We start from the raw sequence: 15,896 nt of genomic DNA on the forward strand, positions 1-15,896 counted from the left end.
TGGCCCGGCGCCACGTCCCTTGAGGCTATTGGCTGACAAGCCGCCACAGTGACGTGACTTCGGCCGAGCGCGCCGCGAACAAGGGATCGTCGCGGTCCGAAGCTTTCGGATGCGTTGGCTTGGTGTCGAGCCGTTCCGCCACCTTCAGCCCGGCGGCTTCGACGGCGGCGAGCAGGTCCTCGCGCGAGCGGAGGCCGAGGTGCTCGGCGAGGTCGGAGAGGACAAGCCAGCCCTCACCGCCAGGCTCCAGGTGGCCGGGGAGTTCGGTCAGGAAGCGGAACAGCATCCTGCTCCCGGGGTCGTAGACGGCGTTGTCCAGGCTGGAATGGGGTGTGGCCGGGATCCAGGGCGGGTTGCATACGATCAGCGGTGCCCGTCCGGGCGGGAACATGTCGGTCAGGACAGCCTCGGCGCGGTCCTGGACTCCGAGGTTCCGGAAATTCTCAGTAGCGCAGGCAATGGCGCGTGCTTCGTTGTCCGTCGCCACCACGCGGCGGACGCCGCGGCGCGCGAGGACGGCGGCGAGCACTCCGGTGCCTGTCCCGACGTCGAACGCGAGCGTGTCAGCGGGCAGCGCGGCCGCCGCCACGAGGTCCACATACTCGCTGCGGGTGGGGAAGAACGTGCCGTAATGCGGGTGGATGCGGTCCTGGAGGGCATCGACGTAGACGCCGGTCCGCCGCCACTCGTGGGCGCCGATGGCCCCAACGAGCTCATGCAGGGACACCACGGAAGATTCTCCTATGTCTCCGTACGCTGCCGCGGCGGCTTCGCGGATGTCCGGTGCGCGGCGCAGGGGCACCACCGGGCCGGGATCGAGGGGAATCAGCAGCAGGCCCAGGATTCGTGCACGGTGTGAGGCGGCTTGCCGGTGCCGGTAGAACTTTTCTGCGGGGGTACCAGTTGCCTTCTTTCCGGCGCCGATTCGGCGGTCCATGGCGTTGAGGATCTGCCGGGCGTTGTGGAAGTCTCCGTGCCAGAGCATCGCGATCCCCTGTGATGCCATGCGGTACGCATCGTCGGCCGTGAGGGAATCGTCCACCACCTCCACCCGCCCCGGCGCCGACCTGCCGTTGGCCGACCGCCACCGCGCGGCCATCCCGGTGCCAGCGTCCATCCAGGTCACATGCCCGGCGGCCGCCGCTGTGTTCAAAGGGGTGGGGTCAAAGGGCGAAACTTCCGCCGGAGCTGGGGTGCCAGTAGGGATGAAGTTCCATTCCAAAATGTTGGGTGCGACCGGATTCGAGCCGATTGCAGCGGGGGGTCGACGACGTCGAAGAGGACGATGCCAGGAGTCCAGACCGTCCGCCGGCAACAAACGCGGGCTTGGTCGATGGGGGCTGAAGCCCAGAACCTTCTGTGTCAGGGTACAGGTAAACCTGCGGTTCCCCCCTGGCCAGAAGATAATCTGTGCATAGATAATCTGTGCAGCGATAATCTTTATATAGATCATCTTTGGAGGAGGCCACCATGTGGGAATACGAGCACAGCATCGAAACCAACGCCACGCCAGAAGCCATCTGGCGGCTCTGGTCCGACGTCGAGAACTGGGGCGCCTGGAACGGGGAGATCGAGAAGACCGAGATCAACGGACCTTTCGAGGCCGGAACCCAGATCCTGATGACGCCTCCGGGGGACGAACCGATCCCCCTGGTCATCGCCGAAGCAGTCGAAAACGAACGCTTCGTGGACGAGGCCCGCTTCGGCGACCTCCTCCTAAGGACCACCCACCGCATCGATACAGCCGGCCAGGACCTTAACCGAGTGGTGTACCGGATGGAGATCACCGGCGACGGCGCCGACGAGGCCGGCCCGCAGATCGGGCCCGGCATCACCGCCGATTGGCCGGAGACCATGGCCGCGCTGGTCAAGATGGCGGGCGGCTGATGCCGCTCAACCCCGGCGAGAGCCCCGGATTCCTGCTCTGGCACGCCACCCTGCGCTGGCAGCGGGACATCGCCGCAGCGCTCGCCCCACTCGATCTCACCCACGTCCAATTCGTGCTGCTCGCCTGCGCCTGGTGGCTCAACAACCAGGGCGAGCACCCCAACCAGCTGGCCCTGGCACGGCAGGCCGGCACCGACGTCAAGATGGCCTCCCAGGTCCTTCGCGCCCTGGAAGCCAAGGGACTCATCGAACGGGAAGTCGACCCCACCGACACCCGGGCCAAACGGCTGCGGGTGACCAGCAGCGGAGCCGAGCTGGCTCCCCGGGCCATCGCCGCCGTCGAACTAGCCGACGCCACGTTCTTCGAGCCCGTGCCCGTGGACGACGCCATATCTCTGCTCCGCCGCCTGGCCCGGCCCGCGGGGTGAGAGACGCGTGACGCCCAGCTGGCGCTGGGTGTCACACGGCCCATTGTTGGGGACTTATGCCGGATCCTCCAGCTCCCAGTCCTTAACGTCCGCCAAAGGAGCGAACACGGCGGGGTCGAGCTCCCCGAACTCCAGGTTGTTGCGGACAAGGTGCGGCCAGTTCCGGTTGGCCAAAGCTCCCTTGCCCAGCGCCACAACATCCGCCGAGCCGTCCACCAGCATGGACACTGCGGTATCCGGATCATCGAGCTTGCCGTTGGCGATCACAGGAAGGCCCGAGTACCTCTTTGCCAGCGCAGCGAGAGTCTCCTCGGCATCCGCGAACGCGGGCTCGGTGGCGCGGTATTCGGTGGTGTGGACAAAATCAATCCCCGTCCCGCCCAGGGTGGCGAAAATGACCTCGGCTTCCTCCACTCCCCCGCTCCACTTGTGCTCGGTGTCGCTGACCTTGGACTGGGAAATGCGGATGCCAACGGTCATGTCCGGGCCGACAGCCTCGCGGACGTCCCGGCAGATTTCAGCGGCGAAACGCACCCTGTTCTCCGGGGATCCGCCGTAATGGTCATCGCGCTGGTTCAGGTAGTCCGTGAGGAACTGGTCCAGCAGGTACCCGTTGGCACCATGGATCTCCACGCCGTCGAACCCCGCCTGCTGCGCATGCAGCGCGGCCGTGACGAACCCGTCCCGCACGTCCTTCATCTGGGACAGGGTGATCGCGGAGGGAACCGGGTATGGACCTTCGCCGCGGTAGAACCCCAGCTGCTCCCCCTTGGGTGCCACCGCCGATGGCCCCACGGAGGAGGACACAAACCTGTTCCCTTGGCTCTGGGAACCCGCGTGCATCAGCTGGGCGAAGATCTTCGCACCCTCCGCATGAACGCCGTCGACCACCGTGGCCCACGACCGGGCCTGCTCCTCCGTCGCAATGCCGGGCTGGTGATGGTAGCCCTGGCTGTGGGCGGTGTCCGGGTAGATGCCTTCCGTGACCAGCAGGCCGAAGCCTCCACGTGCAAAGGTCCGGTAGTAGGCCGCCATTCTCTCCGTGGCATGCCCGTCCTCGGTGGCGCTGATCCGTGTCATGGGAGCCAGGGCCACCCGGTTGTCCAGCTGGGTGGCGCCGATCCGGATGGGTGACCAGAGCGGGGAGTAATCAGTCATGCAAAATCTCCTTGATAGTGTTCGGGGTCCGGCGGAAGACCGGCTGCCCGCGCAGGCAGGCCCGCGTTGGCCGGATCAGCGGCGTACGCCAGCCGGCGCCTCATCAGGCGGCCGAGGACGGCCGGGTCCTGGAAGCAGCCGAGCACCGCGGACCACAGTTCGTCGAGGGTCTGGCACTGCGCGGAGGCTCCGGCGGCCCCGGTCATCAGCCACCCGTCTTTGAGGGCGTTCACTTTCGGAGCACCGGGGAGGCCGGCGCAGACGGCGTTGACCGTGGCTGCCACGATCAGGTGTTGCCGCATGGTCCGCACCGGGCCCAGGGCGGGGTCCGCCACGGTGGTCCTTCCGCAGGCACCGCACATGTCGCTCCCCTTTCCTTAAGGCATCACATCGCCGGAGTTGGGCCCCAGCATCTGTCCCACAAAGAGGTTTCCACCCGGATCGCTGGCCAGCAGGAGAGCCGCGGGAGCCACTTCCGCGGGCGTCCCGAAACGCCCCAGCGGAAGCTCGGCACGCTTCGCGGCCTTCCAGCTTTCCGAGATGCCCTCCACGAGCGGCGTCTCGATGGGCCCCGGGGCGATGCAGTTGACCAGCACATTGTCCGGCGCCGTTTCCAGGGCAAGCGCCTTGGAAAGGCCGACGACGCCGGCCTTGGCGGCACTGTAATGGGCCAGCCCCACGCCGCCCTTGATGGCCAACTGGGAGGCGATGTTGATGATGCGGCCCCACTTGCGTTGCCGCATCTCCCCCACCACCTCCCGGCAGCACAGGAACACACCGGTCAGGTCCACCGTGAGGGTCTCGTTCCACATGGCCAGGGACATGTCCTCCAGCGGAGACTCCGTCAGCAGGCCCGCGCTGTTGACCAGGACGTCGATGCCGCCCAGCGCCTCCCGGGCCTCGGCGAAGGCCGCGCGCACGCTGGTTTCGTCGGCCACGTCCACGCGGATGGCGCCGTCCCCTCCGGCCCGGTCCAGCACGGCAACACGGTCGCCGTTGGCCAGGAAGGCCTCAGCGATGGCTTTGCCGATTCCGCTGGAACCGCCGGTGACCACTATCCCGCGTCCGTTCGCGGCTTGGGCGTTCCCGGAAACATGGGTCGATGTGTTCATGGTGTCCTTTCCTTGCCAGGTGTGCTGTCAGGCGCGCATCTTCACGGTGAGGCCGCCGTCAACCACCAGCGCCTGCCCCGTGATGTAGCGGGAATCGTCGGAGGTGAGGAAGCCGATGACGCTGGCCACCTCCTCCGGTGTGCCCACCCGGCCCCAGGGGATGTCGTTCCCGGCCCGCTTCAGGCCCTCCGGCCCCAACGAGTTCACCGGGTCGAGGGACTGCGGGGTTTCGATGAGGCCGGGGATGACGGCGTTGGCGCGGATCTGCCGCGGCCCGAGCTCAACGGCCACGCTGCGGACCAGGCCCAGCACGCCTGCCTTGGCGGCGGCATAGTGGGCGTGTTCCTCCCAGCCGTACACCCCGCCGGCGATGGACGAGACCGCAACCAGGGCGCCGCCGTCGGTCATTCTCTCCGCGCCGGCACGCAGCGTGCGCAGCACGCCGGTGAGGTCCACGTTGAGCATGTCGTGCCAGCGCTCGTCCGTCATCTCCCCCAGCGGGGAGTTCCGGAGGATGCCGGCGTTGGCGATGGCGTAGTCCAGCCGGCCGTACTCGTCCACGGCCCGCTGGGCCAGGGCATCCACGGAGGCGGTGGTGCGGACATCCACTTCGTGGATCACCGCCTCGCCGTTGGCCTCCTTGACCAGCCGGAGGGTCTCCTCCGGATCGTGGGGGTCGCCCGGGAAGGTGCCAATGACGGACACCACCCCCTGGCGGGCGTAGTGCACGGCGAGGGCACGGCCGATGCCGCTGGCGGCACCGGTGATGATGGCGGCTTTGCTAGGCGACGTCATGGGGGTGGTCCTCCATCAGGGCTTCGGCAGGGGGCTTGGCGGCGATCATCAGGAGTCCGGAGACCAGGGTGCCCAGGGCACCCACCCAAAGGGCTGCGGTACCGGTGCCGGCGCCGGCAGCAATGGCCGTGAAGATGGCGCCGCCGAGGATGGTTCCGGGCTGGCTCATGGCGCCGATGAAGGCGGTTCCGGTGGCCCGGCAGCTGACCGGGTAGCACTCGGCCATGAAGTACTGGATGGCGGCGTACGGCCCCACCAGGAAGAACAGTCCGGCGCCGTAGGTCAGGATGATCATGAACGGGCTGGTGGCGATGGGGCTGAGCATGATGGAGAAGGAAATACCGGAGAGGATCCAGCCGCCGATGATGGTCCGCTTCCGGCCGATCTTGTCACCGAGCCAGCCGTGGAAGACGTAGCCGAAGTATGCCAGCAGGTTGATGACGATCAGCATCCAGAAGGCGTCCGAGAGTTCCACGCCCTTCGCGTTCTTGAGCACGGAGCTGCCCAGGACGCTGAAGATGGTGATGCCGAAGAAGTTCACAATCCAGGCGAGCGAGAACACAAAGGTGTTCCGGCGCAGGTGCGGCTCCCAGATGCGCTTGAGCGGGGCTGCCGAGGAATGCTCGACGCCGTACGCGTGGGCCAGGGAGTGCGCGTCCGCCGTCTTGCCGCTCTTTTCGAGCTCGGTCAGCTTGTGGTGCAGTTCGAACTGGGGCGTTTCCTTGAGCTTGCGGGCGATGACCCAGACGATGACGGCGGCCGGGATGGTGGCCATCAGGTAGAGGGCACGCCAGCCCAGGGAGGGCAGGAAGGCGAGGGCCAGGGCGCTTGCCAGCAGGAAGCCGAGCGGCCAGCCGCCTTGGATGAAGGAGTAGTGGAAGCCCGGGCGCTTGCGCTTGTCCGCTACTTCGGTGACCTGGTAGACCTCGTTCATGTAGGTGGCGTTCACGGCCTGCTCGGAGAATCCGAGGCCGCCGAAGGAACGGATCACCACCAGCATGGCGTTGCTGAGGAACGGGATCCCCGTGGGAATCAGTGCCGTGAGGCCGGAGACGACGGCGGTCCCGCCGATGGTGGTCATCATGCCTTTGCGGCGGCCCAGGCGGTCAATGACGGGCCCGATGCCGAAGCAGACGATGGCGGTGCCCACGGCGATCCAGGTGTTGATGGCGTATGCCTCGGGCGCAGACCAGCCGAATTCCTGCTGCATGGCCGGCAGCAGGGTGCCGAACAGGCCGTAGTCGAAGACGGCTACGGTCCAGGCCAGCAGGGCAAGGACGGTGGCGGTGGTGGTGTGGCGCTTGGAAAAGACCGGGAAGCGGCGCTTCTCGTCCGGGCGGGGCTGCGACAGGTCGACAGCCGGTTCTTGGATGGTCATGACTTGTTGTCCTTACGGGGGCTGCGGGAAAGGAAGGAATCGGCGATCTGGTCGAAGGTGCACCAGCTGACGCCCTCGTGGGAGTTGATGTGTTCGATCAGCCGCTCGAGCATGAGGAGCACCTGGGGGCGGCCGGAGACGTCCGGGTGGATGGTCATGGTGAAGACGGCCTGGTCCATTTCGCGGTAGACCCAGTCGAACTGGTCCCGCCACATCTCTTCGATGTCGCGGGGGTTGACGAACCCGTGCGAGTTCGGGGATGCCTTGATGAACATCATGGGAGGCAGGTCATCGAGGTACCAGTTGGCCGGGATTTCCACCAGGTCCGTTTCCTGGCCGCGCACCAGGGGCTCCATCCAGGTCTGGGCGTCCTTGGTGTAGTCGATCTTCTTCCACGAGTCCCCCACCCGGACGTAGTACGGCTCGAAGTCCCGGTGCATCAGGGAGTGGTCGTATTTGATGCCGCGCTCCAGGAGGATCTCGTTGGTGACGGGAGAGAACTCCCACCACGGCGCGACGTAGCCGGTAGGCCGGCGGCCGGACACCTTTTCGATCAGTTCGATTGCGCGGTCCAGGATGGCGGTCTCCTGCTCCCGCGTCATGGCGATCGGGTTCTCGTGCGAATATCCGTGCACGCCGATCTCGTGCCCGGCGTCCACGATCATCTGGGTCAGTTCCGGGAAGGTCTCGATCGAGTGGCCCGGCACGAACCAGGTGGCCGGGAGGTTGTATTTCTGGAACAACCGGATCAGCCGGAGTCCGCCGACTTCACCGCTGAACAGGCCGCGGCTGATGTCGCACGGGGAGTCCTCTCCTCCGTAGGAGCCGAGCATGCCTGCCACTGCGTCTACGTCCACGCCGAAGGCGACTTGAATGTCCTTAGCCATGAGATTTTCCTTTCAATTCGTTCAAAACCGGGTGTTCTGGGTGTCAGGCGGAAGGTTCAGGAGGCCTCCCTCGTTGGGCAAAAATTTCGGTGATCCGGTCCCGGTCGGGATTGATCCTGAGCAGGAGGCTGAGCAGGATCAGCGACTGTGACGGCCGGAGGTGGCCGGAGCTGATGGCACCGGCAACCCGCAGGTCCTCGCCACCGCCGCCGGCCCCGTAAATGGGCACCACCGGTCCCGCGTCCACGCGGGTGCTGGTGACCACCACGGCGCCGGACGCGACGGCGGCGGCCACCTCTGCGCAGAGGCTGGCATTTGCGTTGCCGCTTCCGGTTCCCTGGAGGATGATGCCTTCCGCTCCTGCTTCAAGGGCGGCGTGCATCAGGATGGAGTCGGAGCCTGGGTAGGCGGCAACCAGGTCCACCCGCGGGGAGCCGCCGCCCGGCCGGGGCAGGGGCAGGGCCTCAAGCCTGCCGCTGCCGTCCATGGCAACTTCTCCCTGGGCTGATACTTGGCCAAGTACCCCAAAATCGGGGTTCGCAAAGGCATCCAGCCGAAGAGTCTGGCTTTTCCGCACGCCGGCGGCCGGGAAAATGGTGCCCGCAAACTGGACCATGACGCCCTTTCCCCGCCCGTCCATCGAACCGGCGACGGCGATGGCCCGCGCAAGGTTGTCCGGCCCGTCGGGAGCGTCGGAGTCGGCGGCCCGCTGCGAGCCTGTGAAGACCACCGGCCGCTCGTCGCTGTGTGTCAGGTCAGCGAGGTAGGCGGTCTCCTCCATGGTGTCCGTGCCGTGGGTGACCACCACGCCCAGGACGGTGGGGTCCTTAAGAACCTCCTGGATGGCGGCGCAGATCTTCAGCATGTCGTCGAATGTCAGGAGGTAGGACCCCTTTTGGAACACGTCCAGCACCCGGACGGGGTGGGAGACCCGCGAGCCGAGGGCTTTGAACACCTGCTCGCCGGTATCGGAGGCGACGGCGCCTCCGGCCTGGGAGGAACGCGACGAGATGGTGCCTCCAGTGGCCAGCAGCACGACGTGGGAGTCGGTAACAGTCATTTCAGCTCCGGTGGTTTGCTGCGCGGCCCGCAACCCAATCGATTGGGTGACGCTCCGCGGAAAGGGGAAACGCGCTGAAAACGGGGCGGCACCCAGGGGTGGGGGCGCCGGGGGAAGTTGTAGGGGGTGGTCTACCCAAACGTTTGGGTAGCGCTGATGAACGACTATAGGATGTGAAGCGGGTCACGTCAAGGGTTGCCTTGGCGGCCTTCCGGGCAGCCCGGGCAGACCTGGGCTACAGTGGCCACGGGGGCAGGAGAGGGACATGAAAGAAAAGGCCGACGGCGGCGGAACGGTCACGCTGAAGGATTTGGCCAGGGAGTTGGGCGTCCATCCGTCCACGGTCTCCAGGGTCCTGCATTCCGGTTCCGACGTGGCGAAAGGAGCGGCCTCGGCCGCCACCGCCGAGCGTGTCCGGGAACTGGCCCGCAAGCGCGGCTACTCCCCTGACCCGCAGGCCGCCAGCCTCCGCACGCGGCGCACCAAACTGTTGGGCGTCATCGTCCCCCGGCTTTCGGACCTGGTCCTGGCCATCATGTACGAGGGCATCGACGAGGCCTCAGCCGAGGTGGGGTACTCCGCGTTCGTGATGAACTCCCGCGACGACCCCGACGAACAACGGCGCAAGATCGACCTCATGCTGGCGCGCCGGGTGGACGGCCTCATTATTGGTGACGCCCACCTTGACGGCGGCCTCCTGCAGGAACTGACGGAGCGGAAGGTCCCGTTCGTGCTGATGAACCGCCGGGTGACGGGCTACCCGTCTGCCACCTGCGATGACGTCGTGGGCGGCGAACTCGTGGCCGGCCACCTGTGGGAAATGGGCCACCGGCAGGTGGCGGTCATTGCCGGCGAGCCCTACGCAAGCACCGCCGTCGACCGCACCGCAGGCTTCCTGGACCGCTGGCGGTCACTGGGCGGCACCATCTCCGACGACGACGTGGTGTGGTCCAGATTCGATACCGCCGGGGGACGGGAGGCCGGGGAGAAAATCCTCGCCGGCGGCAGGCCGCGCCCCACCGCAATCTTCGCGGTCAACGATTTCGCCGCCATTGGAGCGATGGGGGCCCTGCGCGCCCGCGGCCTTACCGTGGGACAGGACGTGGCGGTGGTGGGGTACAACGACACCTCCCTGGCCGCCGAACTTCCCATTCCGCTGACCTCGGTCCACTCCCCCATGGCGGACATTGGACGGACGGCGGTGCAGCTGATCCAGGCCGTGCTCAGGGGCGAGAAACCCGAACCCGTACAGCTGGAACCCACCCTGTTCGTCCGCGAAAGCAGCGCCGCCAGGGCGGCCGCCGAGATGGCCGCCACCTAGGTTCCGGCGGCGACGATCCGCAGCGCCAGCAGGCAGGTGGCCCGCACTTCGCCGTCATCCAGGTCAACCCGGAGAAGCTCCTCGATCTTGCGCAACCTGTACGTCAGCGTGTTGCGGTGGATGAAGAGCTCGCTGCAGGTTTCACGGGTATTCCCGCTGTACCGCAGGTACGCCTCAAGTGTCTCGCGCAAGGCCGTGCCGCCGTCGGACATCAACGGGGCCAGGAGGCGCCGGGACATCGCCACCAGCCCGGCCCCGGGCAGGCCCTCCACCACACCGGCCAGGTCAGCGACCGGCGCCCGATGAAGCCCCGGCTCACCCATCCTGCGGCGGGCCAGCTGCAGCACCAGCGGCAGTTCGTCCAGGTTCCCGCACCCGGAGACGACGGCGGACAATTCCGGCGCGTCCTGGAAGGACTTTTGGACGGCTTCCATGAGCTCCATCCCCGCTTCCCCGCGCTGCACCAGGACCGTGGTGAGGCCGGCTTCCTCCATGAACCGCACCGTCCCGAATTCGGCCTGCAGACCCACCCGGACCCGCCAGGCGATGGTCCGCAGCTTGGCCGGCGCAACTTCCCCTGCGCCGCCGATCAGCACGGAGCCCCACTCCGCGTCCGGCTCGAACCCGGCCTCCGCGGCGTAGCGCCGCAGGGCCGGCGCCGGTGTCCCCCTGGCCTCGTAGAGCGCCTCGATGAACCGTGCGGCTTTCCGTGAATGCAGGGGCGACCGGGACCCGAGGGTGTAGCTCAGCTGCATGGCGATCACCGCAGCCACCGGTCCCAACAGCGGCTGCAGCACCAGGCTGCTCTTGATTCCTTCGATGGCCAGCCTGAACCGGAGAATTCCGCCGCTGGGCAGGCTCAGGGTGGTCCGTGCCGTTCCGCCCCCGGCCGTTCCCGCCGACATGAGTTCAAACCCATTGTGGTCAAGGACCGCCACGCGCGCCCGGATGGTTGTGGCCACCCGTTCCAGGACCTGCGCCAGCGAATGGCCGCCCGCCGCCAGCCTGGTGCACTCGTCCGCCAGGTCCCACCCGGCGCGCAGTTCGGCATAGCGTTCGGCGGCGATGAGCTGGTCCACGTGCCGCATCACCTGGACAAACGGCACCTCGGGCGGAAGCTCAAGCAGTGGAAGGCCATGGGCTTCGCAGGCTTTCACCAGTCCCGGCGGCAGTTCACGGTGTGCGGCGCCGAGGCCGAAAACCAGGCCCGAAACGGGAACGGACATCAGGCGCTCCACGTACGCATCCCAGATGCGGTAGTCCTTGACATTCAGGCCCATCCCGTTAGTGAGCAGCAGCGCGTTGACGCTGAGGAACGGCGTGGGGTCCATGTGCTCCGTGGGGGCACACCATGCAATGGGCCGGGCCAGGCGTCCAGGGCCGCCCGGCACGGCAAGTCGGATGTTCAGCGCAGCATCCGCCACGAGATCGGCAACACGCACGGCAAGCCTCCTTGTTAGTGCAAAAAGCATAATCCGGGTGGCCACATTCGGCGATCCGCCCAATTCCTGCAGGCTCGCCGCCTCTGTACCGTTGCCTGCATGCAAAAAAACGTGACGGAAACCACGCCTGCTCAGGCGCTGCTGAATTCGGACATGGGCGAAGGCTTCGGCCTGCACGAGTTCGGCAACGACGCCGCACTCATGGAAATCATCGACGTCGCCAACGTCGCCTGCGGCTACCACGCCGGGGACCCGGACGTCATGAACCGGACGGTGGCCCTTGCCGCCGAACACGGCGTGGCCGTGGGCGCCCATCCCGGGCTCCCCGATCCCATGGGGTTCGGCCGCCGCCGCATGGTGCTCACCCCGGAGGAGGTCGAGTCGATCATCCTGTACCAGACCGGGGCACTGACCGCCTTCCTGGCCAAGAACGGGCTGTCCCTGAACCACATCAAACCCCACGGCGCGCTCTACGGCATGCTCGCCGGAGACGAAGACCTTATGCAGGCGGCGGCCGGAACAGCCAAACAGTTCGGCGTTCCGTTCTACGGCCTGGCGGGGACCGCCCATGAATCTGTGTGCCGCGCCATGGGCGTGGACTTCGTTGCGGAACTCTATGTGGACCTCAATTACGGCCCCGGCGGCGAGCTCCTCATCCAGCGACGGCCCGCGCCCACCGACCCGGACGCCGCCGCGGAACGCGTCAGCCGGGCGGTGGCAGGCGAGCCCGTGACCGCCGTCGACGGCACTCCCCTGAACATCGCCTTCCAGAGCATCTGCGTCCACTCGGATGCACCCAACGCCGTCGCCGTGGCCTCCGCCGTGCGCAAGGCACTCGACTCATCCCGATCCGCCCACTCCTGAAAGCGAGCAGCACATGGCCACCATCGTTTCACCCCTTCCCGGAGTCTTCTACCGCAAGCCCGGCCCGGGCAAACCCCCCTTCGCCAACGAAGGCGACACCATCGAAGTCGGCCAGACCATCGGCATCGTGGAAATCATGAAGCAGTTCACCGAGATCCAGTCCGACGTCGCCGGAACCCTGGAATCCTTTGAAGTCAACGAAGGCGACATGGTCAACCCGGGCGACTCGATCGTCGTCATCCGGGAAGGATAAAGGCAGCCCATGAAACTGTTCATCGCAAACCGCGGCGAGATCGCCGTGCGGATCGCCAGGACTGCCCGCGAGATGGGCATCGAAACCGTCCTGGGGGTCAGCGAGCCCGACGCGGAATCACTGGCAGCCCGGACAGCCGACCACTACGTGGTGGTGGGCCCGGCCCAGGCAACCGCCAGCTACCTGAACCAGGACGCCCTGGTCACTGCAGCCCTCGAGCAGGGGTGCGACGCCGTCCACCCGGGCTACGGTTTCCTCTCGGAGAACGCCGACTTCGCCAGGAAGGTGGCAGAGGCCGGCCTCACCTGGGTGGGCCCCACCGCGGACACCATCTCCATGATGGGCAACAAATCCCTGGCCCGGGAAGCGGCAGCCAACGCCGGCGTCCCCGTGCTCAAGGGGTCTGACGGCCCCCTGGATCCGGAGGCGGACGCCGTCGGGATTGCGCGTGCGATTGGGTACCCGCTGGTGGTGAAGGCCTCCGCCGGTGGTGGCGGCAGGGGCATCCGGTTCGTGCACGACGAAGGCGAACTGCTGGAAACCATCGAGATGGCCCGGGGCGAGGCCGCCGCCATCTTCGGCGACCCCACCGTCTACCTGGAACGGTTCGTGGAGCATGCCCGCCATGTGGAGGTGCAGGTCCTGGGCGACGGGACCAACTTCATCCACCTCGGTGACCGCGACTGTTCCATGCAGCGCCGTTCCCAGAAGGTACTGGAGGAAGCTCCTGCACCCAACCTCCCGGACGCCGTCCGGGCCACCATCCGGGAGTCCTCCGTGGCCCTTGCCCGCCAGTGCGGGTACCACGGAGCGGGGACGGTGGAGTTCCTGTACGACCCCGGGAACCACGAGGCCGCCTTCATTGAGATGAACACCCGCATCCAGGTGGAGCACCCCATCACCGAGCAAATCACCGGCGTGGACCTGGTCCGCGAGCAGCTCCTGATTGCCTCCACCAGATCCATGTCCATCTCCCAGGACGACGTGCACTTCAGCGGCCACGCCATCGAATGCCGCATCAACGCGGAAGACCCCAGCCACCACTTCTTCCCCAGCCCCGGAACCATCCGGTCCCTGGACTGGCCATCGGGGGAGGGCATCCGCGTGGACACCGGGGTGGAAGCAGGTTCGGTGGTGAGCCCCTACTACGACTCCCTCCTGGCAAAGCTGGCCGTCCACGCCGCGGACCGGGACGCCGCCATCGCAGCCACCTTGGCGGCGCTGGAGGCAACACACATTGAAGGGGTCAAGACCACCGTCCCCGTCCACCTGGCGCTGCTGGCGCGGCCCGAATTCGCCGAAGTCAGCCACCACTCCAAGTTCATTGAAACCGCAGCCGACCTCATGGGGGCAAAATGACCACCGAAACCGCCATCCTCCCGGGTGCGCGCTACACCTGGGGCGGGGACGAATTCCTGTTCGTGGAAGTCTCCGAAGCGATGAGCCTGCCCGCGAACTTCAAGGTCATGTCCATCGCCGGCAGGCTATCCGACGCCGGGCTCCCGGGAATCGTTGACATCTGCCCGGCCAACGCATCCCTGCTGGTGCGGTTCGACCCCGACGTTCTGCCTCCAGAGCAGCTGGAAACTGCTGTGCGTGACATCGAGCGGGACCTGACGTCCCACCAGGAACGGGCACTGGAGACCCGGATCGTCGAGGTTCCGGTCTGGTACGAGGACCCCTTCACCGCGGAAGTGGCCCAGCGGTTCCGTGAAGGGTTCCACCAGGAGCCTGAAGGCAGCGACATTGATTACGCGGCCAAGGTCAACCACCTCAAGGATGCCGCGGAGTTCATCCAGCGGCACCACGAACAGCCGTGGCTGGTGTCCATGGTGGGCTTCGTGGCCGGGCTGCCGTTCCTGTTCCAGCTGGTGGACCGCGAGAAGCAGCTGGAGGTGCCCAAGTACCTGAGCCCGCGGACCGACACCCCCAAGCTGACCGTGGGGCACGGCGGATGCTTCGGCTGCATCTACTCCGTCCGGGGCGCCGGCGGGTACCAGATGTTCGGCGTCGCCGCGGCCCCCATCTTCGACCCCGGCCAGGCCTTGGCGGACTTCAAGGACTTCATGGTGTTCTTCCGCCCCGGGGACATCGTGAAGTTCAAACCGGTCACGGAGGCGGAATACAACACCATCCAGGCGGAGATCTCCGCCGGCACCTTCCGCTACCGCCAGGCACCGGTGACGTTCGACCTGTCCAGGGCGCTGGCCGACCCGGAAGGCTACAACCGTGAACTCATGGAGGCCCTCAATGGCATTTGAAATCGGAAACCCGGGCCTGGCCACCACGGTCCAGGACCAGGGGCGAACGGGCCACTACAACGTGGGCATACCGCAAAGCGGTTCCATGGACCAGTACTCCGCCGAACTGGGAAACGCCCTGGTGGGAAACTCGGCACGGGAAGCGGTCCTGGAGTGCACCTACCTGGGCCCGGTGCTGACCACCGACAACGACGCCGTCATCGCCGTCACCGGCGCTCCTGTGGAGGTGAAGGTCAACGGGGAGCCGCGGCCACAGTGGAGCCGCCTGCTGCTGAAGGCCGGGGACCAGCTTTCCTTCGGCGTCATCCAGGGCGGCACCCGCTACTACATCGCCGTCCAGGGCGGCATCGACGTCCCGGAGGTGCTGGGCAGCCGGTCCACGTACAGCCTGGGCGGGATCGGCGGGTTCAAGGGCCGCAAGCTCGAGGCGGGAGACGTTGTCCCCGTGGGCGCTCCCCTCAACGGCGGAAGCCTCCCCCAGGCCGAAAGCGTCCCGGATGAATACCGGCCTGCTTTCGCCAAGGAGCAGGAAGTCCGGATCGTGCTGGGGTTGTACGACCACCGCCTCACCGACGAAGGCCTGGGCAATCTCCTCCACGAGGAGTGGAAGGTGACTCCCGTGGCCGACCGAATGGGTCTTCGCTACTCCGGACCCGGCGTGGAATGGAAGGAGCGCGAACAGCCGTTCGGCGCCGGCTCGGACCCTTCCAACATCGTGGACGCGGGGTATGCCGTGGGATCCATCCAGATTCCCGGCGGCACCCAGCCGATCATCCTGCACCGCGATGCCGTCTCCGGCGGCGGCTACGCAATGGTGGGCACCGTGATCAGCGCCGACATGGACCTGGTTGCACGGGCTGCGCCCGGAACCGCGACCCGGTTTGCCGCCGTCAGCCTGGATGATGCCCTTGCTGCCCGCCGGGACCTTGCCGAACACCGGAACAAGGCCTGGGCGGCCCTGGGCGCCAACCGCTGACGGGCAGCGGCGGGCCCTGCCCAGGGCCCGCCGCTCCCGGCTACGTGGAACTGGTCAGTCCCTCCCGAACTGAG

17 protein-coding genes are annotated in these 15,896 nt (G+C 66.9%); 8 read left to right on the forward strand and 9 right to left on the reverse strand.

Features of this window, described 5'->3' with window-relative positions; all coding sequences use genetic code 11:
• Nucleotides 1–25: 25 nt before the first annotated feature.
• Entirely contained in the window at nt 26–1,117 is a 1,092-nt protein-coding gene (locus tag J2T23_RS16035; RefSeq protein WP_307361566.1) for a methyltransferase, read from the reverse strand.
• A 353-nt stretch (nt 1,118–1,470) separates the two neighbouring features.
• On the opposite strand from J2T23_RS16035, the gene J2T23_RS16040 reads away from it, so the two are divergent.
• Together J2T23_RS16040 and J2T23_RS16045 are read left to right on the forward strand one after the other, a co-directional pair.
• Nucleotides 1,471–1,887 carry an SRPBCC family protein gene (locus tag J2T23_RS16040; RefSeq protein WP_307361568.1) on the forward strand — a complete coding sequence of 139 codons (417 nt, stop codon included), beginning with the start codon at nt 1,471–1,473 and terminating at the stop codon, nt 1,885–1,887.
• The gene (locus tag J2T23_RS16045) at nt 1,887–2,315 is read left to right on the forward strand and encodes a MarR family winged helix-turn-helix transcriptional regulator (protein WP_307361570.1); all 429 of its coding nucleotides are present in this window, start codon (nt 1,887–1,889) and stop codon (nt 2,313–2,315) included. The genes J2T23_RS16040 and J2T23_RS16045 overlap by 1 nt, the downstream gene beginning before the upstream one ends.
• A gap of 54 nt (nt 2,316–2,369) precedes the next feature.
• Here the strand turns inward: J2T23_RS16045 and J2T23_RS16050 are convergent, their stop codons facing one another.
• From J2T23_RS16050 to J2T23_RS16080, 7 genes are read right to left on the reverse strand one after another with little or no spacing between them, the layout of a single operon-like run.
• The gene (locus J2T23_RS16050) at nt 2,370–3,473 is read right to left on the reverse strand and encodes an oxidoreductase (protein WP_307361572.1); all 1,104 of its coding nucleotides are present in this window, start codon (nt 3,471–3,473) and stop codon (nt 2,370–2,372) included.
• Complete coding sequence (locus J2T23_RS16055; RefSeq protein ID WP_307361575.1) at nt 3,470–3,808, reverse strand: hypothetical protein; 339 nt, start codon at nt 3,806–3,808, stop codon at nt 3,470–3,472. The genes J2T23_RS16050 and J2T23_RS16055 overlap by 4 nt, the downstream gene beginning before the upstream one ends.
• Nucleotides 3,809–3,850: 42 nt before the next feature.
• Entirely contained in the window at nt 3,851–4,585 is a 735-nt protein-coding gene (locus tag J2T23_RS16060; RefSeq protein WP_307361577.1) for an SDR family NAD(P)-dependent oxidoreductase, read from the reverse strand.
• 27 nt (nt 4,586–4,612) lie between these two features.
• Complete coding sequence (locus J2T23_RS16065) at nt 4,613–5,380, reverse strand: SDR family NAD(P)-dependent oxidoreductase (protein WP_141180938.1); 768 nt, start codon at nt 5,378–5,380, stop codon at nt 4,613–4,615.
• A complete protein-coding gene (locus J2T23_RS16070) occupies nt 5,367–6,758 on the reverse strand; it encodes an MFS transporter (protein ID WP_307361580.1) in 1,392 nt (463 codons plus the stop codon). The genes J2T23_RS16065 and J2T23_RS16070 overlap by 14 nt, the downstream gene beginning before the upstream one ends.
• Complete coding sequence (locus J2T23_RS16075; RefSeq protein ID WP_307361582.1) at nt 6,755–7,645, reverse strand: polysaccharide deacetylase family protein; 891 nt, start codon at nt 7,643–7,645, stop codon at nt 6,755–6,757. Before J2T23_RS16075 ends, J2T23_RS16070 begins: the two co-directional genes overlap by 4 nt.
• A 43-nt stretch (nt 7,646–7,688) precedes the next feature.
• Complete coding sequence (locus J2T23_RS16080; RefSeq protein WP_141180935.1) at nt 7,689–8,705, reverse strand: asparaginase; 1,017 nt, start codon at nt 8,703–8,705, stop codon at nt 7,689–7,691.
• A gap of 265 nt (nt 8,706–8,970) precedes the next feature.
• On the opposite strand from J2T23_RS16080, the gene J2T23_RS16085 reads away from it, so the two are divergent.
• Nucleotides 8,971–10,026, forward strand: coding sequence for a LacI family DNA-binding transcriptional regulator (locus J2T23_RS16085; protein ID WP_307361585.1), 1,056 nt, complete (start codon nt 8,971–8,973; stop codon nt 10,024–10,026).
• Here the strand turns inward: J2T23_RS16085 and J2T23_RS16090 are convergent.
• Entirely contained in the window at nt 10,023–11,468 is a 1,446-nt protein-coding gene (locus J2T23_RS16090) for a PucR family transcriptional regulator (RefSeq protein ID WP_307361588.1), read from the reverse strand. The two genes, J2T23_RS16085 and J2T23_RS16090, sit on opposite strands and share 4 nt — an antisense overlap.
• A 99-nt stretch (nt 11,469–11,567) precedes the next feature.
• On the opposite strand from J2T23_RS16090, the gene pxpA reads away from it, so the two are divergent.
• Genes pxpA through J2T23_RS16115 form a run of 5 tightly spaced genes read left to right on the forward strand, consistent with a single transcriptional unit; the run spans nt 11,568 to nt 15,822 of the window.
• The gene (gene pxpA / locus J2T23_RS16095) at nt 11,568–12,332 is read left to right on the forward strand and encodes a 5-oxoprolinase subunit PxpA (protein ID WP_307361591.1); all 765 of its coding nucleotides are present in this window, start codon (nt 11,568–11,570) and stop codon (nt 12,330–12,332) included.
• A gap of 13 nt (nt 12,333–12,345) precedes the next feature.
• Nucleotides 12,346–12,585, forward strand: a complete 240-nt coding sequence (locus J2T23_RS16100; RefSeq protein WP_018770516.1) for an acetyl-CoA carboxylase — start codon at nt 12,346–12,348, stop codon at nt 12,583–12,585.
• Between the two features lie 9 nt (nt 12,586–12,594).
• Nucleotides 12,595–13,944, forward strand: coding sequence for an acetyl-CoA carboxylase biotin carboxylase subunit (locus tag J2T23_RS16105; RefSeq protein ID WP_307361597.1), 1,350 nt, complete (start codon nt 12,595–12,597; stop codon nt 13,942–13,944).
• A complete protein-coding gene (locus J2T23_RS16110; protein WP_141180930.1) occupies nt 13,941–14,846 on the forward strand; it encodes a 5-oxoprolinase subunit B family protein in 906 nt (301 codons plus the stop codon). Before J2T23_RS16105 ends, J2T23_RS16110 begins: the two co-directional genes overlap by 4 nt.
• A complete protein-coding gene (locus tag J2T23_RS16115; protein WP_141180929.1) occupies nt 14,836–15,822 on the forward strand; it encodes a 5-oxoprolinase subunit C family protein in 987 nt (328 codons plus the stop codon). Before J2T23_RS16110 ends, J2T23_RS16115 begins: the two co-directional genes overlap by 11 nt.
• Nucleotides 15,823–15,896 lie beyond the last annotated feature (74 nt).

It is taken from the genome of Pseudarthrobacter niigatensis (assembly GCF_030812615.1).
Taxonomy (GTDB): Bacteria; Actinomycetota; Actinomycetes; order Actinomycetales; family Micrococcaceae; genus Arthrobacter; species Arthrobacter niigatensis.